Raw genomic sequence first — 19858 nt, forward strand, 5'->3', positions numbered from 1 at the left:
AAAAAAAGATAACTCATTGAAATAATGGCATAATACTTGTTTTCTGACGACGAATATGATGACACATTTCAATGAGTTACATCTCATCTTAAACAAATATCTAAAGTGGAACAAGTCACATGCAAAATGTTTTACACTGATTATGCTTGCATTAATTGTAAAACAGACATGTAATCTTTCTTCTGCATCTAAAGCCTTACCCATCAAGTGCTTACCACAATCATTTTATCGACGTATACAACGCTTCTTTGCAGATCAGTATTTCGATTATCGTCAAATTTCTCAGTTAATTTTCAATATATTTTCATTCGATAAAGTCCAATTAACTTTGGATAGAACTAATTGGAAATGGGGAAAACGAGATATTAATATCTTGATGTTAGCCATCGTCTATCGTGGAATAGCGATACCTATTGTTTGGACATTGCTCAATAAACGTGGAAATTCAGATACAAAAGAGCGTATTGCTTTGATTCAACGCTTTATCTCCATTTTTGGTAAAGATCGTATTGTGAATGTGTTTGCAGACAGAGAATTTATCGGTGAGAAATGGTTTACATGGTTAATTGAAAATGACATTAACTTCTGTATACGTGTTAAAAAAACTTTATTGTGACCAATCACTTAGCCAAGAATCATAAAATTAGTGATTTATTTCGTCATCTTCAAGTTGGTCAAACTGAATGTCGTAAACGACGTATTTGGGTTGGTCGAGTGAAACTGTATATTAGTGCGCTACGATTAGAAGATGGAGAGCTTTTACTTGTTGTTTCTCCTATGTTTAATGCTTCTGCTATTCGTGATTATGCATTACGCTGGGAAATCGAAACGTTATTTAGTTGTCTCAAAGGACGTGGATTCAATCTTGAAAATACTCGTTTAACAGACCCTAGACGAGTCAAGAAATTGATAGCAGTGCTAGCTATCGGTTTCTGTTGGTGCTATTTAACAGGTGAATGGCAACATGATCGGAAAAAAGCGATAAAAATAAAGAAGCATGGACGACTTTCAGTAAGTTTATTTCGCTACGGTTTGGACTATGTTCAAATGGCTATTCTACGTTTGATTGGTTTTGGAAAAAAAGAAGAATTTAAGAAAGTGCTAGCAATTTTAAGAAAGAAAAAGCCTGATAGGACAAGGATCCTATGAAATTTGTCGTGTACAGAGATTATTTTTAATAAAAAGGCTGATATACGAAAGTAATATCAGCCTTAGTCAAAGTAATTAATTTTAATTACAGTGATATTTTCTTATGATGCTCAATGACAACTTATGTGTCGTGCAATGACATTTTATGTGTCGCAAATGACAACTTATGTGTCGCGTGACGCGATTAATTTAGCTTACCAGCTCAAAGCACCGCCAGTCTGATAGTCTGTTACGCGTGTCTCGAAGAAATTCTTCTCTTTACGCAAGTCCATCATTTCTGACATCCACTGGAATGGATTGGTCACACCAGCAAACTGCTCAGGTAAACCAAGTTGCGCTAAACGACGGTTACAGATGAACTTCAAGTATTCTTCCATCATGCTCGCATTCATGCCCAATACACCACGTGGCATCGTGTCACGCGCATATTCGATCTCAAGCATCGTACCTTCAAGAATCATTTGAATCACTTCTTGTTGGAAAGTCGCTGTCCACAAGTGCGGGTTCTCGATCTTGATCTGGTTGATCATGTCGATACCAAAGTTCAAGTGCATTGATTCATCACGTAAGATGTATTGGAATTGCTCAGCAACACCATTCATCTTGTTACGACGACCCATACTCAAGATTTGTGTAAAACCACAGTAGAAGAAGATGCCTTCAAGTACACAATAGAACGCGATCAAGTTACGAAGTAAAATCTGATCGTTTTCAGGAGTGCCTGTATGGAAAGTAGGGTCACTCAAAGACTGTGTATATTTCAAGCCCCAAGCTGCTTTACGCGCAACAGATGGAACTTCACGATACATGTTAAAGACTTCACCTTCATCCATGCCCAATGATTCAATACAGTATTGATATGCATGGGTATGAATTGCTTCTTCAAATGCTTGACGCAAAATGTATTGGCGGCATTCAGGGTTCGTGATATGACGGTAGATCGCCAATACTAAGTTGTTTGCAACCAATGAATCTGCGGTCGAGAAGAAACCTAAAGAACGCATGATGATGGTACGCTCATCTTCAGTTAAGCCATTTTCAGACTTCCAAAGCGCGATATCATGGTTCATGTTGACTTCTTGCGGCATCCAGTGGTTTGCACACCCGTCAAGATACTTCTGCCAAGCCCACTCATATTTAAATGGAACAAGTTGGTTTAAGTCCGCACGACAGTTGATCATCGCTTTATCATCAACTTGTACGCGTTGAGCACCCATTTCCAACTCTTCTAAACCAGGCGCAACATCCAAATGTTCTAAGGCTTCAGATGCTCGAGCCAACGAATCGGTTGGATTTGTTGATCTGCTGGTATTGGTTCCAGCGGGTTGTGGAGCTGCCACGCGCGGCGATGATGGCTCTGTAGGAGGTACCATCTGCGTATTAACCGTTTTTTGCGAGTCGAGGGACGCAGACTTGTGTTCAGGTGTAGTCGGTTTTTGCGTATCATCTTCAAAATCGTCCCAACTTAGGATAGACATTTTCGTTCTCTCTTCGTTGTATATAGCTGTTATCGATATCTCTCAACAAAGATATCTGTAATATACGTTTATATTGTGTAAGCAAAATTAAGTTTTACTGATTGAGCTTCAATTTCTTGATGATCGAAATTCACAACCCTTAAGACTTATTTTGCTTACGCTGTTGTTTACGAATGGCTAAAAATGCATAGACCATTGGTATATAAAAGAAAATAAAGGCAAAGATCAGAACAGCTAATCCCAACATATAGTTATGAGTCATATTCATCCCACTCTTTGCCTCAATATATTTTAATCTTTGAACCCTTCTTATTATAAAGAAGGGTTCATTATTAGATTAAATTACTGACAAGCCTCACAGTCTGGATTGTCAATTGAACATGCCATTGGTACTGGAGCTGCAGTAGTGAAACCATCCTCTTCAACTTGAGCTTCTGGTTTCTTGTCTTCAACTGCTTGAGCTGCAACCACAGGAGCTTCAACTGATGCTGGTTTTACTGCATTGAGCGCGCCTGTATTGATGGTTGACTTCTCAGCAGAAGTTGCACCTAATGCTCGGAGGTAATAAGTGGTTTTAAGACCACGTAACCATGCCATCTTATAAGTGATATCAAGCTTCTTACCATTTGCACCAGCGATGTAAAGGTTAAGTGACTGTGCTTGATCAATCCATTTTTGACGACGTGATGCAGCATCGACGATCCAGCGTGTATCAACTTCAAACGCTGTCGCGAAGATCGCTTTTAATTCTTCAGGAATACGCGCAATCTTCTGAACTGAACCTTCAAAGTGTTTCAGATCATTCACCATCACTGTATCCCATAGGCCACGTTCTTTTAATGCACGCACAAGGTATGGGTTAATCACAGTGAATTCACCAGAAAGGTTAGATTTCACATACAAGTTCTGGAATGTCGGCTCAATCGACTGAGAAACACCGCAAATGTTTGAAATAGTTGCAGTTGGAGCGATCGCCATCACATTTGAGTTACGCATACCGTCTTTTTGAACTTTGGCACGTAAAGTGTCCCAGTCTAAACGTTGGGTACGGTCAACTTCGAACATACGTTCTGGACGTGATTTCGCAACGATTTCTAAAGAGTCGATTGGTAGGATGCCTTGATCCCACAATGAACCTTTAAATGTTGAGTAAGCACCACGCTCAAGCGCAAGATCGCTTGATGTTTGAATCGCATAGTAGCTGATCACTTCCATTGATTCGTCAGCAAAATCAACTGCCGCATCCGAACCGTAAGCAATACCCATTTCATAGAGTGCATCTTGGAAGCCCATGATGCCCATACCGACAGGGCGGTGCTTCAGGTTTGAGTTTTTCGCTTGTGGTACAGCGTAGTAGTTAATGTCGATTACGTTATCGAGCATACGAACTGCTGTTTTAATTGTACGTGCTAACTTCTCACGATCTAACACACCACCTTGAACGTGTTGTACAAGGTTGATTGAACCTAAGTTACATACCGCGATTTCATCTTGGTTGGTGTTTAACGTGATTTCTGTACATAAATTCGATGAGTGCACCACGCCCACATGTTGTTGCGGTGAACGTAAGTTACATACGTCTTTGAATGTGATCCACGGGTGACCTGTTTCAAACAACATCGAAAGCATCTTGCGCCATAAGTCTTTCGCACGTACTTTCTTGTGGAGCATGTTTTGTTCTTTTGCGACTGCTTCGTAGTGCGCATAACGCTCAGCAAATTCAGCGCCTGTTAAGTCATGCAAGTCTGGTGTTTCAGAAGGCGTGAATAGTGTCCATTCAGCATCTTCAAATACACGTTGCATGAATAAATCAGGAACCCAGTTTGCTGTGTTCATGTCGTGGGTACGACGACGGTCATCACCTGTGTTCTTACGTAGCTCTAGGAATTCTTCAACGTCCAAGTGCCAAGTTTCTAAGTACGCACAAACCGCACCTTTACGTTTACCACCTTGGTTAACAGCAACTGCGGTATCATTCGCTACTTTAAGGAATGGCACAACACCTTGAGACTTACCGTTGGTGCCTTTGATATAAGAGTTCAAAGCACGTACTGGTGTCCAGTCATTACCTAAACCACCCGCCCATTTAGAAAGCATTGCGTTGTCACGCATCGCACCATAAATGTCATACAGGTCATCACCAATTGTTGTTAAATAACAGCTTGATAATTGTGGACGTAATGTACCTGAGTTAAATAGGGTAGGCGTAGATGCCATGTAATCGAAGCTAGATAATAAGTTATAGAACTCGATTGCGCGCTCTTCTTTATTTTCTTCGTTGAGTGAAAGACCCATCGACACACGCATAAAGAAAAGTTGTGGCAATTCAAAACGTACGCCATTTGAGTGAATGAAGTAACGATCGAATAAAGTTTGAAGACCTAAATAGGTAAATTGGTTTGAGCGTTCTGGTTGGATTGCTGCTGCCAATTTTGCAAGATCAAAATTCAGAAGGTCAGGAGATAGAAGGTCGAGTTCGATCCCTTTTTTCAAGAAGGTTTCTAATGCGTCGCCTTCTAAAGTGTCTGTTGGTAGACCCAAGAACTCTAATCCAGTGCTGAGCAGTTCATTACATAATAAACGTGCAGTCACATAGGTATAGTTTGGTTCTTGCTCAATACGGGTACGCGTTGCCATCATCATGGTGGTTGCAACATCGCTTTCTTTTACGCCGTTATATAAGTTTTTAACGGTTTCATCCACGATCGCTTGAACATCAATGCCTTCTAAACCTGCACTTGCGGTTTCAATTGTCGCAGTAAGTGCATCGAGATCCAAAGGTTGGAGCTGTCCTTTGGCATCCGTGATTTGTAGGGTCGGGTGATGATTTGCACCAGTTTGCTGACGAGCAGTTGCACGTTGTTCACGATAAATCACATAGGCACGAGCAACTTTTTGTTCTCCAGTGCGCATCAAAGCCAATTCAACTTGGTCTTGAATTTCTTCGATATGAATCGTGCCGCCCGAAGGTAAACGACGGTTAAATGTGTTCATTACCATTTCGGTCAATTGCGTAATACGGTCATGGATGCGACTAGAGTCTGCACCTTGTTGACCTTCAACTGCCAGAAATGCTTTCCCTATCGCAACAGAAATTTTCTCGGCATTAAATGTCGCAATCTCTCCGGTGCGTTTAATGACCTGAAGTTGGCCAGGAGTAGAAGTGATGATGCTCATGTCAGCATAGCTCCATTATCATCTATTTTTATGTTCATAGACCGTTTGAATCGAGCAAAAAGTATGCCACGATATTTGAGGGATAAACACAATACTTAGTGGTTAAAGTTTGTTTTAAACACAAGATACGGGATTTTTACCAGCAGATCAATCCTTGACATTTTACTAAATTTTTTTTCATGTCTTAACTGCTGATTTCACAGGGACATAGCATAACAAAGCGATTTAAAAACACGTATAGATAACTCTGTGGATAACTCAAAAAACAAACACTTAAATTTTGTTTGATGAAGGAAGAAACAAATTGTTTAACATTGGCACAAAAAATATACTTAATTTTCATTTTGCTGAAAAAACCCAGATAAAACTGAAAAAGGTATTAAAATTCATAATTTTAATAAAAAGATAACAAAACTGGCTAGGCGTGTATCAGTTTGGTGACGGCCACTTGTTTACAATGTAAACGTGTGTATATTGCAAAACATAAACCAATGTATCTGTAAGATTATTAGGGGCAAATAAATGAGCCAAGAAGAAAAGTTACCGAAGATTCTAATCGTAGAAGATGACGAGCGTTTAGCACGATTAACACAAGAGTATTTGATCCGTAACGGTTTAGAAGTTGGGGTTGAAACAGATGGTAATCGCGCAATCCGTCGAATCATTAGTGAGCAACCAGATTTAGTGGTATTAGATGTGATGCTACCTGGTGCGGATGGTTTGACTGTTTGCCGTGAGGTGCGTCCACACTATCACCAACCGATTCTGATGCTTACTGCGCGTACCGAAGATATGGATCAAGTGCTTGGCTTGGAAATGGGGGCAGATGACTATGTTGCTAAACCTGTTCAACCACGTGTGTTATTGGCGCGTATCCGTGCTTTGTTACGTCGTACTGACAAAACCGTTGAAGATGAAGTGGCACAACGTATCGAATTTGATGATCTTGTGATTGATAATGGCGGTCGTTCAGTCACTTTGCATGGTGAGTTGGTTGACTTTACCAGTGCAGAATATGACTTGTTATGGCTATTAGCATCAAATGCGGGTCGTATCTTGTCTCGTGAAGATATTTTTGAGCGTTTACGTGGTATTGAATATGACGGTCAAGACCGTTCGATCGATGTTCGTATTTCTCGTATTCGTCCAAAAATTGGTGATGATCCAGAAAACCCGAAACGTATTAAAACAGTACGCAGTAAAGGTTACTTATTCGTTAAAGAAACCAATGGGATGTAAAATTCAGCCCCTCCTTCTTACAAGGAGGGTTTCTTCTTTTGGAAAGGAGAAGCTGTTGAATAATTTGGAATCATATCCCTTATGGTGAGTCGAGTACTGAAGAACAGCATATTCTTGCGAATTTATGCTGGATTGGTTGTATTGGTGGTTGTGGTTGCCGCATTTTGTTATTTGCTGGTCCAAATCATTAACTATCAGCGTGCGCAAGAATATCGAGAGTCTCTTACAGATGGTATTTCCTACGTTATTAGTGAGGGGGTATCTCGCCAACCAGAGAAACAGCAGAAATTAGATTGGATTTCTGATGCTTCTGATCTGTTGGAGTTGCCGATTTATTATGTAGATGCGGCACGAGTTGAATTGTCTCGGACTGAAAAAAAGCGAATTGCTGAACAAAAGTCAGTGGTTCGATATGATGCGAATCATGGCGTGGGCTATATCATCATCGGTTTGAAAGATGATCCGCAGCATTTTCTCTATATCAAAGTCGATAAGATAGGTGAACGCCAGATGAAGGCGTTGCCAATTTTTGTCTTGGATTATTTGATGTTTTATCCGGGACAAGAAAGTGAGTATTTGGAACGAATCAAACAACATTTTTATTATCCTATTGAAATCATGGATATCCGAGATGTGAATTTAGATTCAGAACAAATAGGACGTCTACGCCAAGACCAAAGCGTGTTGCTATATAAAGATAGCGCGACCATACGCGGCACCACGATTTCGATTGTTTCCCCGATGCCGAACTATCCTGCACGAGTCTTGATCTTGGGTCCTGTGCCGATGTTTAACTGGATGCCTTTCCAGCTTTCCGCAGGCATTACCTTATTTAGCTTGTTCTTGTTGAGTTTAGGTGTCTATGGGCTGATCTTGCCATTAGAACGAAAAATCCGTCAGGTTCGTTATGCTTTAAATAAAATGAAGTCTGGTGATTTGTCACTGCGTGTACCGATCGAAGGTAGCGATGAAATGGCAAATCTAGCTTCAAGCTATAACAATATGTCGGATCATATTCAACGTTTGATCGAGGCGCAGCGAGAGTTGATGCGTGCTGTTTCGCATGAACTCAGAACGCCAGTGGCACGAATCCGTTTTGGCATGGAAATGTTGGCTGAAGAAGATGATTATAATTATCGTATTCAGCAGGTCGATATGATTGATAAGGATATTGAGGCGTTGAATACCTTGATTGATGAAATCATGACTTATGCCAAGTTGGAGCAGGGAACCCCTTCGTTAGATTTTGAAGAAGTTGTATTGGTTGAAGTGCTTGATCAAGTGGCAATGGAAACTGAGGCGCTAAAAACACAAAAAGAAATAGAATTGATTGCACCTTCGTTGGTATTGAAAGTTGATGCAGAACGTCGCTATTTACATCGTGTAGTACAAAACCTTGTGGGTAATGCAGTACGTTATTGCGATAACAAGGTACGTGTCAGCGGTGGTGTTCGTGCAGATGGTCAAGCTTATGTCTGTGTTGAGGATGATGGTCCAGGGATTCCAGAAGAAGATCGCTCTCGAATTTTTGAAGCCTTTGCTCGTCTCGATGACAGTCGTACTCGTGCTTCAGGTGGCTATGGTTTGGGTTTATCTATTGTGAGTCGTATTGCATATTGGTTTGGTGGGACAATTCAGGTCGATCAAAGTCCAAACTTGGGTGGAGCGCGTTTTATTATGACTTGGCCAGCGAAGCGTTATAAGCAAACCACCAAAAAATGATAGCAACCTAGGGGGCTTAATTCGGTGCAGCCTCCTAGATATTATCAATGTGTAAAAGAGTTTAAAAATCATAACAAAAGCCAAAGCGTAGTTGAGCTTTGGCGAAAGAATATTTAAAGCGATGCAACCAAGGTTGATTATTCTTGTAGCGAAGAATCAGGTTCGATTAATGGGCGACCAGATCTCAAACTTTGTAATGCATCTGCATTGAAATCAATCAATAAAGAGTTGTTTTTGACATCAATTTTATAGCTTTGAATCAGTCGTTCATCTCCATTCAATGTCTCAACTCGATAGGCATCAGCAATATTTAGAATACCTTCAAGATTGGTTGTTGTTGATGCAAAGTCTTCTCGAAATACGTCATAAATATCTCTTAAATCAAAAATCGCATTATCCGCATCTGGATGCTTTCGAACATAATTTTCAATATGGCGCATGAGGAGTTGTGAAAAAAAAGAAATAATCTGAGTCATGTGCGAATTTTAGCTGCATATTTATTCTCCTTCTTGTCTATCTTTAGAATACCGATCTATTGCTAAAGCTGTGTATAAAGATAATTAAAGTATTTAGCTGAATTGCAACAGATTATGTCGAAATGACCACTTGGTTTCGTCCTTGCCGCTTGGCACGGTAAAGCGCATCATCGGCATGTTTGAATAATTGTTCAGTCGAGTAGTTTTTTTCTGGTGTGTTGGTGCAGATACCAATGCTAGTTTGAATTGAGAAAACTTGTGCGTGCTCTAGTTGAATTGGAGATTCACTTACATGTTGGCGGATTTTTTCGGCACATTGATAGGCCACACTTTCATTGGTGTTAGCAATGAAAATTGCAAACTCTTCACCTCCCAAGCGTCCAAACAAGTCTTGAGGGTTTAAGAGCGTTTGAGTGGTTTTAACAAAGTGTTGTAAGGCACGGTCACCGATTTGATGGCCGTAGCTGTCGTTAATGTGTTTAAAGTGGTCAATATCAAGCATCAAGAAAGCACTTGTATGGCCTGCATTTTGGGCTTGTTCTTGTAGAATTTGCAGTGATTGAAGAAATTGACGACGTGTTAGGCTGGAGGTCAACTCATCGTGAGCAATAGTATGTTGTAGTTCTTCAATGAGTTTGGATCGAACTTTATTAATACTGGAAACAGTGAGTGGGGCAATTGTCATCATGATCAGCCCAAGACGCGTTGAGATCGTGTTGTTTAAATAATTGTCGGGATAAAGCAGTAAATAGTTTTGAGACACATGATAAATAATAAAGGCACAACTGATCGAGCTAATGATGGTCACGGAAAAATGTTGATATCGCAGTGCGCACCAAATTAAGGGGGCAATTGGGTAAAGTAAAGAGCCGGGACCCGCATCATAGTAAGCGATCACAATCGAAACGACTACGGCAACCAAAGGCAAAACGGTTTGAATAGCGGTATCTTTTAGCTCTTTCAAACACTGTTTGAAGGCGGTTAGATTCGGCATGCTGATGAGTGCAGGTAGCAACAGTAAGGCATTTTGAATTTCGGATGTAAACCAATAGCCGAAGTCCTCCCAAAATGAACCTAAAGCAAAAGGCGTGTCTAAATAAGGCAGTAAAATTGCTGCAAATAGGGCACTAGCCAGCCCTCCAATACAACAAAAACTAAATAAGAATAAATAAAAATAGCCATGATGCATTGAGCGAATAATTTGACTAAAACGAACATACAAGGCTAGTGTTGTGATGACATAAAGTAGATTTGCGGTTGTTAAACAAATATTTAATATAAAAGGAGTATCTTGAGTAGTATCGGCAATCAGGTAGCCAACAATTGCCCCTATAAAACTAATTGGGTGGCGTGTTTGTGGAAAGCGAATTAATAAGCCAAGTAGCACCGAATTTGCAGGCCAAAAAGAAGCAAGAAATGTAAGGTGTCGTGTGGCAATCCCAAGTAGGCAACACAGAAAAATAACCCCAGCAAAAAGTAGAAAGAGTTGGAAGAGCGAGTGGGGTTTTAATGCTGCTTTGGGGTGAGGCATTCTGACGCGTTTCCATAAGGGGGAATTGGGTCGCGCTATTATATAAATTTTGTTTAAATTTTCATCATAAATTTATCGCAATGCAATGATTTAGTTCATGCTGCAATATTTTTGCGCATAGGGTGCGAAAGGCGGATGTTTTTGGCGCACGAGTAAAGAAAAAAATGATTAACTTCTGGTGTTTGATTAGTTAATTCGATTTTTGAGGGTGAATTAACCGTGTTATTGGATATATTTGTAAATTTAAGGACAAAATCATCCGAAAGACTAAAGCGCTTCAACTAGCATGAGAAATTAGAAATCAGGTACAATTGGCGGAATTAATTTTGTGTTTGGTGTATTTGAAGGCCAATACATACATTCTTTGTTAAAAATAGGCCTGCCAGGAGTTATCCCCGCATGAGTGCCATTACTCCATACGATTGGGCGATTATTGCCTTCGTGATCGGCGTTACATTTCTTTGCGTTTTTATGCTGACCGTTCCTTTACTCCTTGGGGGTAAAGCATGGGGACGTGCCAAGCAAGAACAGTTTGAATCAGGTGTAGTGAGTGCGGGTGGTGCCCGTATTCGCTTGTCAGCCAAATTCTATTTAGTTGCAATTTTCTTTGTCGTTTTTGATTTAGAAGCACTTTACCTCTACGCGTGGGCAACTTCTGTGCGTGAAGTAGGTTGGGTTGGCTTTGCAGCTGCTGCAATTTTTATTTTGATTTTATTGATTGGTTTGATTTACGAACTTTCAACTGGTGGACTGAATTGGGCACCTTCGGATCGTCGTAAAGCAGCAGGGATCAAAACAAAAATTGGTTCACCAAATATGAATATCGCTGACATTACTCGATTCAATAATATCGAAGAACTCGTTGTCGATCCTACTGGTCAAATTCCAGCACAGTCTTCTGGTCGTGTTAAATCTAAAACACCGACTACATCATCATTTGAACAGGAGTAAGTCGGGATGAAATATACTTTAACCCGTGCGAATCCAGATGCCGATCAATATCCATTGCAAGATCGTCAAATCGTCACTGATCCACTTGAGGAAGAAGTGAATAAAAGTGTGATGATGACACGTCTTGAAGATGTGTTGCATACCGCAGTCAACTGGGGACGTAAAAACTCATTATGGCCATTTAACTTTGGTACATCATGCTGCTACGTTGAATATGCAACAACTTTGACAGGCGTACATGACTTATCACGTTTTGGTGCTGAGGTTATTCGTGCTTCACCACGTCAGGCTGACTTGATGATTGTTGCAGGGACTTGCTTCGTTAAAATGGCACCTGTTATTCAGCGTTTGTACGAACAAATGTTGGAACCAAAATGGGTGATCTCAATGGGTGCTTGTGCTAACTCAGGTGGTATGTACGACATCTATTCAGTGGTTCAAGGTGTAGACAAAATTATTCCTGTTGATGTGTACATCCCAGGTTGCCCACCACGTCCAGAAGCATTGATTCAAGCATTGATGTTACTTCAAGACCAAATTCAACTAGAGCGCCGTCCACTTTCAGCGGTTATTGGTGATGATCTTCAGCCTGTGTATAAGCCAAAGATGATGCCAGAACGTGACCGTAAAAATGCTGAACGTATTGCGGTGAAAAACTTACGCTCTATGGATGAAATTAAATAATTTTAACGATGAGTTTTTGACATATCCCTGATGGATATGGTCATCGGAAAGAATTGCCAGAATTTGTATTAAATAGGAAGCCAAGCCAATGGCTGAAACTGACATTGCTATGCCAGAATCGACTCAAGTCGATTCACGCCCAGCATTTGCAATTGTAGAAGAGCTCAAAACCAAATTTGGTGAGAACTTTTACGTGCAGACGACTTGTGAAGAGTTTCCAACAGTCTGGGTTGAGCGCGCACGCGTGCAAGAAGTCCTTATGTTCCTCCGTAAAGTGGAACGTCCTTATGTGATGTTGTTTGACTTATCTGCGGTGGATGAGCGTTTACGTGTTCACCGTGATGGGTTGCCACCATCTGACTTCACTGTGTTCTATCACTTATTATCGCTGGAGCGTAATAGTGATATTCGTATCAAAGTTGCGTTGAATGAAAATGATTTAAGCATTCCAACGGCAACCAATATTTGGCCAAATGCCAACTGGTACGAGCGTGAAGCTTACGATATGTTTGGAATTGATTTCGCCGGGCATCCAATGCTTCGTCGTATCTTATTGCCGACTTATTGGGAAGGTCATCCATTACGTAAAGAATATTCTGCCCGTGCGACAGAATATACGCCGTATATGCAAGATCAAGCCAAGCAAGATTTCGAGCAAGAGCATTTGCGTTTTGTACCAGAAGATTGGGGTCTAACACGCGGCAATGACGACGAAGACTTCATGTTCTTGAACTTGGGTCCTAACCATCCATCTGCGCATGGTGCTTTCCGTGTGGTTTTACAGTTGGACGGTGAAGAAGTCAAAGACTGTGTGCCAGATATTGGTTATCACCACCGTGGTGTGGAAAAGATGGCTGAACGTCAAACTTGGCATTCATTCATCCCTTATACGGATCGTGTTGACTACTTAGGTGGTTGTGCGCAAAACATGCCATATGTGATGGCGGTTGAGCAGCTTGCAGGGATTAAAGTTCCTGAGCGTGCGCAAGTCATTCGTGTCATGTTGAACGAATTATTCCGTATCAATAACCACTTACTTTACTGTGGTACAGCGATTCAGGATGCGGGTGGTATGACGCCAGTATTTTATATGTTCGCTGACCGTCAAAAAGTTTACGACATCGTTGAGGCGATTACGGGTTACCGTATGCACCCAGCATGGTTCCGCATCGGCGGTACAGCACACGACCTTCCAAACAATTGGCAAAAGCTAGTTAAGGAATTGTTGGAGTGGATGCCGAAACGTTTGAACGAGTACTACACAGCTGCACTTAAAAACTCAGTATTTATCGGTCGTACGCGTAACGTTGCGCAATATGATGCTAAATCTGCGTTGGCTTGGGGTGTGACAGGTACAGGTTTACGTGCGACGGGTATTGATTTTGACGTTCGTAAATATCGTCCATACAGTGGTTATGAAAACTTCGACTTTGATATTCCAGTGGAATATGAAGGCGATGCATATGCACGTGTATTGGTACATTTCCGTGAAATCACTGAGTCTTTGAAAATCATTCAACAGTGCTTGGATAACATGCCTTCTGGTCCATATAAAGCGGATCATCCATTGGCTGTTCCACCACCGAAAGATAAGACATTACAAGATATTGAAACCTTGATTACGCACTTCTTGAGCGTGTCATGGGGTCCTGTAATGCCTGCAGGTGAAGCATCCTTTATGACTGAAGTGGTGAAAGGTGCGAGTACCTATTACCTCACTTCGGATAAGTCGACGATGAGTTACCGTACCCGTATTCGTACACCAACGTTCACGCACTTACAGCAAATTCCTTCCGTGATTAACGGCAGCTTGGTATCTGACTTGATCATTTATTTGGCGACCATTGATGTGGTTATGGCTGACGTGGATCGCTAGGGGTAAACGATTATGATGATTTTGACTGATAAAAAACCTCGTGTGAATGTTGAAGGGATTTTGACTGCTGAAGAAATCCATGACATTGAACATCACATTGGTCATTACCCATACCCACGTGCAGCATCACTAGATGCGCTCAAGTGTGTACAACGCCGTAATGGTTGGGTAGATGATGCACAAATGAATGCAATTGCACAATTGCTTAGCATGAGCGTGGCAGATTTGGAAGGTGTAGCAACATTCTATAACCGTATCTACCGCCAACCTGTGGGACGTCATGTAATTTTATTGTGTGACTCAATTGCTTGTTTCTTGATGGGTGCGGAAACGCTTGCAGAAGCGTTCCAACGTGAGTTGGGTATCCAGTATGGGCAAACTACAGTTGATGGTCGTTTTACCTTGCTCCCAATTTGCTGTTTAGGTAATTGTGACAAAGGTCCAACGTTAATGATTGATGAAGATACCCACGGTTTAGTGGACGTATCATCAGTTAAACAGTTATTGGAGAAGTATGTATGAATACTGAACCAAAACCAATTTATGGCGACGGTAATCCAGAAACTCATCCGCTGACTTGGCGTTTGAGTAAGCAAGATGCGGTACGCAATGCTGATGATTACGAAGCACTTGAGGGTTATGCAGGCTTTAAAAAAGCACTCAGCATGCCGCCAAAAGATGTCCTTGAAATCATCAAAGCTGCGACGGTTAAAGGCCGTGGTGGTGCAGGTTTCCCTGCGGGTATTAAATGGTCATTGATGGCGCCAAATGATAATTCTGGTCCTCGTTATTTGATCTGTAATGCCGACGAAATGGAGCCAGGTACCTTCAAAGACCGTTTGTTGATGGAAAAACTTCCTCATCAATTGATCGAAGGGATGTTGATTGCAGGTTATACCTTAGAAGCAACGCATGGTTATATCTTCATTCGTGGTGAATATATCGAAGCTGCTCAATACTTAAATGAAGCATTAGAGCAAATCCGTGCCAAAGGTTACTTAGGTGAAAATATCCTTGGTACCGGCTGGAACTTTGAAATGCATGTTCACACAGGAGCAGGTCGTTATATCTGTGGTGAAGAAACCGCATTGATTAACTCACTTGAAGGTCGCCGTGCCAATCCACGTACTAAACCACCATTCCCACAAGTTGCGGGTGCATGGGGTCGTCCGACGATTGTCAACAACGTTGAAACCTACAATAACTTGCCTGCGATTATGTTGCGTGGACCTGAATGGTACATCAATTTGTCTGCACACAAGTCTAAAGATCCTGGAACTAAAATTTACGGTGCATCAGGTAAGGTGAAGTTCCCTGGGCTTTGGGAATTGCCATTTGGTACAACAGCGCGTGAAGTAATTGAAGATCATGCGGGTGGTATGCGTGATGGTTTAACACTGAAAGCATGGTTACCGGGCGGCGCATCAACAGATTTCTTGGCTGCTGAACATATTGACTTGCCAATGGATGCTGAAAGCATCATGAAGGCAGGTTCTCGTTTAGGAACATGTTTGTTGATGGTGGTAGATGAAACGCAATGTATGGTTTCAGCGACCCGTAATCTAGAAGAATTCTTTGCGCGTGAGTCTTGTGGTTTCTGCACACCATGTCGTGATGGTTTACCGTGGGCTGTTAAAGCACTGAAAGCACTCGAAAATGGTGAAGGGAAGATGGAGGATATTCAACATCTCTCTGAACTTACTAAAAAGTTGTGGATTGGTAAGACTTTCTGTGCCCACGCACCTGGTGCGATGGAGCCACTGATGGGCGCATTAAAATATTTCCGTCATGAGTTTGAAGCAAAGGTAAGTACCCATGCAGCAACTCGTGATGTAGAACAGGTTTAAGGAATTCGACTATGGCTACAATTCATGTCGATGGAAAATCGTATGAAGTCAACGGCTCAGAAAACTTGCTACAAGCATGTCTTAGCCTTGGCATCGATATCCCGTATTTTTGTTGGCACCCATCCTTAGGTTCTGTTGGTTCTTGTCGTCAATGTGCGGTAACTCAATACGCGAATCCTGAGGACACACGTGGGCGTTTGGTGATGTCTTGTATGACACCAGCCGCTGACAATACTTATATTTCGATTGAAGATAAAGAAGCAACAGAGTTTCGTGCATCGATTGTTGAATTCTTGATGACGAACCACCCACATGACTGTCCAGTTTGTGAAGAAGGTGGTCACTGTCATTTACAAGATATGACCGTCATGACACAGCATGATCGTCGTCGCTATCGCTTTACTAAACGTACCCATCATAACCAAGAGTTAGGTTCGTTTATTGCGCATGAGATGAACCGTTGTATCGCATGTTATCGTTGTGTGCGTTACTACAAAGACTATGCAGGCGGTACAGACTTTGGTGTGTATGCCAATGCTTCACGTGTTTACTTTGGTCGTCCAGAGTCGGGTACTTTAGAATCAGAATTCTCTGGTAACTTGACAGAAGTCTGTCCAACAGGTGTGTTTACTGATAAGACACATTCAGCACGTTATAACCGTAAGTGGGACATGCAGTATGCGCCAAGTGTCTGCTTTGGTTGCTCTTCTGGCTGTAACATTTCTCCGGGTGAGCGTTATGGCGAAATCCGTCGTGTTGAAAACCGTTTTAATGGTTCAGTCAATCAATACTTCCTTTGTGATAAAGGTCGTTTTGGTACGGGTTATGTCAATCGTGAAGATCGTCCACGTCAACCTCAATTCCGTAATGGTGAAACTGTAGCAACCGTGAGTGTTGATCAAGCTCTTGATCAAGTGATTGCGCAGCTTAAAGGAAAAAAAGTTCTAGGTATTGGTTCTCCTCGCGCAAGCTTGGAATCAAACTACGCACTTCGCCAACTTGTTGGTCAAGATAACTATTCAACAGGTATGTCTCAAAAAGAGCAGAATTTGGTTGAGTTAGCTGCATCTATCATGCAAACACAGGGTATCTATAACCCGAACATGCGTGAAATTGAAAGCTATGATGCTGTGTTGATCTTGGGTGAGGACTTAACGCAAACTGCGCCACGTATGGCTTTATCGGTTCGCCAAGCTGCGAAAAATAAAGCGAAAGAAATGGCTGCTAAAACGCGTACACCTGACTGGTTAGCAGAACCTGTACAACGTATTGGTCAAGAAGCGAAGTCACCGATTTATATCCTTGCTGCGACACAAACGCGTTTAGCGGATGTGGCAACAGGTGAAGTGGTTGCATCTCCAAATGATATTGCACGTTTAGGTTTTGCGGTTGCTGCTGCTGTAAATGGTGAAACATTATCTGGTCTTGACGATGACGCAAAAGCTTTTGCACAAACCATTGCTGATACCTTAAAAGCTGCGAAAAAACCATTGATTATCTCTGGTACCAGCTTACAAGATCCAGCAATCATGGAAGCTGCTGCCCAAGTTGCGCAGAATCTAGGTGAAAATGCTGGCTTATCATTGACAGTTCCTGAAGTGAACTCAATGGGCTTAGCATTATTCGGTGGCTTAAGCTTAGAACAAGCGTTTGCACAAGATTATGATGCAGTTGTTGTAGTTGAAAATGACTTAACTCGTCGTATCCCAGTTGCTCAAGTCAAAGCTGCATTGGATAAAGCTGAAACTGTGATTGTATTGGATCACAGTGAAACTGAAACCTTGAAACTTGCAGATATTGTTCTTTCTGCTGCCAGTTTTGCGGAAGGTGACGGAACTGTAGTCAGTCAAGAAGGACGTGCACAACGCTTCTATCAAGTGTATGACCCAAGCTACTACAAGCCTGAATATGCAATCAAAGAATCTTGGCGTTGGTTACATGCCGTTGAGACAGGTCTCAAAGGTAAAGCTGTAGATTGGACACTTCTTGATGATGTGATTGATGACATCGTGAAAAATGTTCCTGTGCTTGAAGCGATTCAAGATGTTGCACCAGATGCTGGCTATCGTATCCATGGTTTAAAAATTGCGCGTGAACCACGTCGTTATTCTGGTCGTACTGCAATGCGTGCGCCATTATCTGTTCATGAGCCTAAACAGCCAACTGATCCTGATTCAGCATTAACTTTCTCGATGGAAGGTTATGTGGGTAATCAAACAGCGTCTTCATTGGTGCCTTTCGCATGGTCAGCGGGTTGGAACTCACCTCAAGCTTGGAACAAATACCAAGATGAAGTGGGTGGTCACTTAAAAGGTGGTGATTCTGGTGTTCGTCTTTTTGATCGTTTAGCAAAACGTCCTGCACGTAGCTATGTTGCACCAACTGCTGTTGTGGTGAACCCTGAAAGCTTCCGTCTTGTACCTATGCACCATATCTTTGGTTCTGGTGAATTCACCATTAAAACACCTGCAATGGAATCTCGTATTCCTGAAGCAATGTTTGCAGTCGGTGAGCAAGATGCGACACGTTTAAATGTTCAAGATGGTCAACGTATTACGGTAAAAGCAGGCGAAACCAGCATTAGCTTACCTGTACAAGTGATTGAATATTTACCAACAGGTTATATTGGTTATCCAATTGGCTTAGCACCAACAGTTTCATTGGCAGAGCCTGTTTCTGTGGCGGTAGGAGTGTAATTCATGAATCAAGAAATTATACGTCAAACGCCACTTTGGGCTGAGAACTGGCCGATTGCCTACTCAGTGATTCAAGCCATTGTGATCTTGCTTGTGGTGGTATTGGTTGCTGCGTTGATGTCGTTTATTGAGCGTCGTCTGTTGGCATTATGGCAAGACCGTTATGGTCCAAACCGTGTTGGTCCTGGGGGTATGTTCCAGATCGTTGCCGACATGCTCAAGATCATGTTCAAAGAGGACTGGACACCAAAGTTTGCTGATAAGTTGACTTTCCGTTTAGCACCAGCAGTTGCGATGGCAACTGCGGTACTTTCCTTTATGGTCATTCCTGTGAGCCCAATGTTGGGTGTTGCAGATATGAGTATCGGTCTATTGTTCTTTATGGCAATGGCGGGTATTGCAGTCTACGCAGTGCTATTTGGTGGTTGGGCATCGAATAACAAATACTCATTGCTTGGTGGTCTTCGTTCAGCGGCACAAACCATTTCTTACGAAGTGTTCTTGGGTATTTCGTTGATGGGTGTGGTGGCGATTGCAGGTTCATTCAACCTACGTGAGATTGTTGAAGCACAACGTGATATGTGGTTCATCATCCCACAATTCTTAGGTTTCTTGATCTTTGTGGTTGCTGGTGTTGCGGTAACGCACCGTCATCCATTTGACCAACCTGAAGCTGAGCAAGAGTTGGCAGAAGGTTACCATGTTGAATATGGTGGTATGAAGTGGGGGATGTTCTTCGTTGCAGAATATGTCAACGTGGTATTGATCTCAGCATTAATCGTGACTTTATTCTTCGGCGGATGGCTTGCACCATTTAACTTAGAAATTCCATTTGTTCCACCAGTTTTTTGGTTCGTAATTAAAACAGCATTCTTTGTAATGATGTTTGTCTTGGCACGTGGTTCATTAATGCGTCCACGTTATGACCAAGTGATGAATTTTGGTTGGAAAGTTTGTTTGCCATTGGCGTTGGTCAACTTGTTAGTGACTGGTGCTGTGATTCTGATGAATCAGGCCTAGGACAGCAGGGAG

General features: G+C 41.9%; 14 protein-coding genes and 1 pseudogene. 10 read left to right on the forward strand and 5 right to left on the reverse strand.

Going from position 1 to position 19858, the window contains the following annotated elements:
* The first annotated feature begins 58 nt into the window (after nucleotides 1-58).
* Nucleotides 59-1149 (forward strand): IS4-like element ISAba33 family transposase gene (locus F927_RS17045; RefSeq protein ID WP_107010211.1). Its coding sequence is split into 2 segments (ribosomal slippage): nucleotides 59-599 and nucleotides 599-1149, totalling 1092 coding nucleotides; the frame shifts between segments, so codons are not numbered across the junction.
* A gap of 194 nt (nucleotides 1150-1343) precedes the next feature.
* Here the strand turns inward: F927_RS17045 and F927_RS02925 are convergent.
* From F927_RS02925 to F927_RS02930, 3 genes are all read right to left on the reverse strand, one after another.
* Nucleotides 1344-2627, reverse strand: coding sequence for a ribonucleotide-diphosphate reductase subunit beta (locus F927_RS02925; protein ID WP_004638040.1), 1284 nt, complete (start codon nucleotides 2625-2627; stop codon nucleotides 1344-1346).
* Between the two features lie 139 nt (nucleotides 2628-2766).
* A complete protein-coding gene (locus tag F927_RS16755) occupies nucleotides 2767-2895 on the reverse strand; it encodes a hypothetical protein (protein ID WP_005081321.1) in 129 nt (42 codons plus the stop codon).
* Between the two features lie 74 nt (nucleotides 2896-2969).
* Nucleotides 2970-5804 carry a ribonucleoside-diphosphate reductase subunit alpha gene (locus F927_RS02930; RefSeq protein ID WP_005081324.1) on the reverse strand — a complete coding sequence of 945 codons (2835 nt, stop codon included), beginning with the start codon at nucleotides 5802-5804 and terminating at the stop codon, nucleotides 2970-2972.
* A 522-nt stretch (nucleotides 5805-6326) separates the two neighbouring features.
* Between F927_RS02930 and bfmR the strand changes: the two genes are divergently transcribed.
* The gene (gene bfmR / locus F927_RS02935) at nucleotides 6327-7043 is read left to right on the forward strand and encodes a response regulator transcription factor BfmR (protein WP_005081325.1); all 717 of its coding nucleotides are present in this window, start codon (nucleotides 6327-6329) and stop codon (nucleotides 7041-7043) included.
* Between the two features lie 81 nt (nucleotides 7044-7124).
* Complete coding sequence (bfmS, locus tag F927_RS02940; RefSeq protein ID WP_005081329.1) at nucleotides 7125-8765, forward strand: sensor histidine kinase BfmS; 1641 nt, start codon at nucleotides 7125-7127, stop codon at nucleotides 8763-8765.
* 137 nt (nucleotides 8766-8902) lie between these two features.
* On the opposite strand, the pseudogene F927_RS02945 reads toward bfmS, so the two are convergent.
* Nucleotides 8903-9260: pseudogene (locus tag F927_RS02945) on the reverse strand (hypothetical protein).
* Between the two features lie 93 nt (nucleotides 9261-9353).
* A complete protein-coding gene (locus F927_RS02950) occupies nucleotides 9354-10772 on the reverse strand; it encodes a sensor domain-containing diguanylate cyclase (protein ID WP_005081333.1) in 1419 nt (472 codons plus the stop codon).
* A gap of 399 nt (nucleotides 10773-11171) precedes the next feature.
* On the opposite strand from F927_RS02950, the gene ndhC reads away from it, so the two are divergent.
* The 7 genes from ndhC (at nucleotide 11172) to nuoH (ending at nucleotide 19846) form a co-directional block, all read left to right on the forward strand.
* Nucleotides 11172-11723: an NADH-quinone oxidoreductase subunit A gene (ndhC, locus tag F927_RS02955; protein WP_004638048.1), complete on the forward strand. Its 552-nt coding sequence runs from the start codon at nucleotides 11172-11174 to the stop codon at nucleotides 11721-11723.
* A 6-nt stretch (nucleotides 11724-11729) separates the two neighbouring features.
* Nucleotides 11730-12407: a NuoB/complex I 20 kDa subunit family protein gene (locus F927_RS02960; RefSeq protein ID WP_004638049.1), complete on the forward strand. Its 678-nt coding sequence runs from the start codon at nucleotides 11730-11732 to the stop codon at nucleotides 12405-12407.
* 88 nt (nucleotides 12408-12495) lie between these two features.
* Nucleotides 12496-14283, forward strand: coding sequence for an NADH-quinone oxidoreductase subunit C/D (gene nuoC, locus F927_RS02965; protein ID WP_004638050.1), 1788 nt, complete (start codon nucleotides 12496-12498; stop codon nucleotides 14281-14283).
* 12 nt (nucleotides 14284-14295) lie between these two features.
* Nucleotides 14296-14805: an NADH-quinone oxidoreductase subunit NuoE gene (gene nuoE, locus F927_RS02970; RefSeq protein WP_005081335.1), complete on the forward strand. Its 510-nt coding sequence runs from the start codon at nucleotides 14296-14298 to the stop codon at nucleotides 14803-14805.
* Entirely contained in the window at nucleotides 14802-16130 is a 1329-nt protein-coding gene (gene nuoF / locus F927_RS02975) for an NADH-quinone oxidoreductase subunit NuoF (RefSeq protein WP_005081338.1), read from the forward strand. The genes nuoE and nuoF overlap by 4 nt, the downstream gene beginning before the upstream one ends.
* 11 nt (nucleotides 16131-16141) lie before the next feature.
* On the forward strand, nucleotides 16142-18826 hold the full coding sequence (nuoG, locus tag F927_RS02980; protein ID WP_005081339.1) for an NADH-quinone oxidoreductase subunit NuoG: 2685 nt from the start codon (nucleotides 16142-16144) through the stop codon (nucleotides 18824-18826).
* A gap of 3 nt (nucleotides 18827-18829) precedes the next feature.
* Nucleotides 18830-19846 (forward strand): NADH-quinone oxidoreductase subunit NuoH, encoded by a 1017-nt coding sequence (gene nuoH / locus F927_RS02985; RefSeq protein WP_004638054.1) that lies wholly within the window; start codon nucleotides 18830-18832, stop codon nucleotides 19844-19846.
* Nucleotides 19847-19858: the final 12 nt, after the last annotated feature.

The sequence above is a fragment of the Acinetobacter haemolyticus CIP 64.3 = MTCC 9819 genome, from assembly GCF_000369065.1.
GTDB classification, from domain to species: Bacteria; Pseudomonadota; Gammaproteobacteria; order Pseudomonadales; family Moraxellaceae; genus Acinetobacter; species Acinetobacter haemolyticus.

What these genes read in the sequence shown, in the direction of transcription:
- F927_RS02925 (WP_004638040.1), bottom strand. Translation starts at nt 2,627, where the DNA reads ATGTCTATCCTAAGTTGGGACGATTTTGAAGATGATACGCAAAAACCG.
- F927_RS16755 (WP_005081321.1), bottom strand. Translation starts at nt 2,895, where the DNA reads ATGAATATGACTCATAACTATATGTTGGGATTAGCTGTTCTGATCTTT.
- F927_RS02930 (WP_005081324.1), bottom strand. Translation starts at nt 5,804, where the DNA reads ATGAGCATCATCACTTCTACTCCTGGCCAACTTCAGGTCATTAAACGC.
- bfmR (WP_005081325.1), top strand. Translation starts at nt 6,327, where the DNA reads ATGAGCCAAGAAGAAAAGTTACCGAAGATTCTAATCGTAGAAGATGAC.
- bfmS (WP_005081329.1), top strand. Translation starts at nt 7,125, where the DNA reads ATGGTGAGTCGAGTACTGAAGAACAGCATATTCTTGCGAATTTATGCT.
- F927_RS02950 (WP_005081333.1), bottom strand. Translation starts at nt 10,772, where the DNA reads ATGCCTCACCCCAAAGCAGCATTAAAACCCCACTCGCTCTTCCAACTC.
- ndhC (WP_004638048.1), top strand. Translation starts at nt 11,172, where the DNA reads ATGAGTGCCATTACTCCATACGATTGGGCGATTATTGCCTTCGTGATC.
- F927_RS02960 (WP_004638049.1), top strand. Translation starts at nt 11,730, where the DNA reads ATGAAATATACTTTAACCCGTGCGAATCCAGATGCCGATCAATATCCA.
- nuoC (WP_004638050.1), top strand. Translation starts at nt 12,496, where the DNA reads ATGGCTGAAACTGACATTGCTATGCCAGAATCGACTCAAGTCGATTCA.
- nuoE (WP_005081335.1), top strand. Translation starts at nt 14,296, where the DNA reads ATGATGATTTTGACTGATAAAAAACCTCGTGTGAATGTTGAAGGGATT.
- nuoF (WP_005081338.1), top strand. Translation starts at nt 14,802, where the DNA reads ATGAATACTGAACCAAAACCAATTTATGGCGACGGTAATCCAGAAACT.
- nuoG (WP_005081339.1), top strand. Translation starts at nt 16,142, where the DNA reads ATGGCTACAATTCATGTCGATGGAAAATCGTATGAAGTCAACGGCTCA.
- nuoH (WP_004638054.1), top strand. Translation starts at nt 18,830, where the DNA reads ATGAATCAAGAAATTATACGTCAAACGCCACTTTGGGCTGAGAACTGG.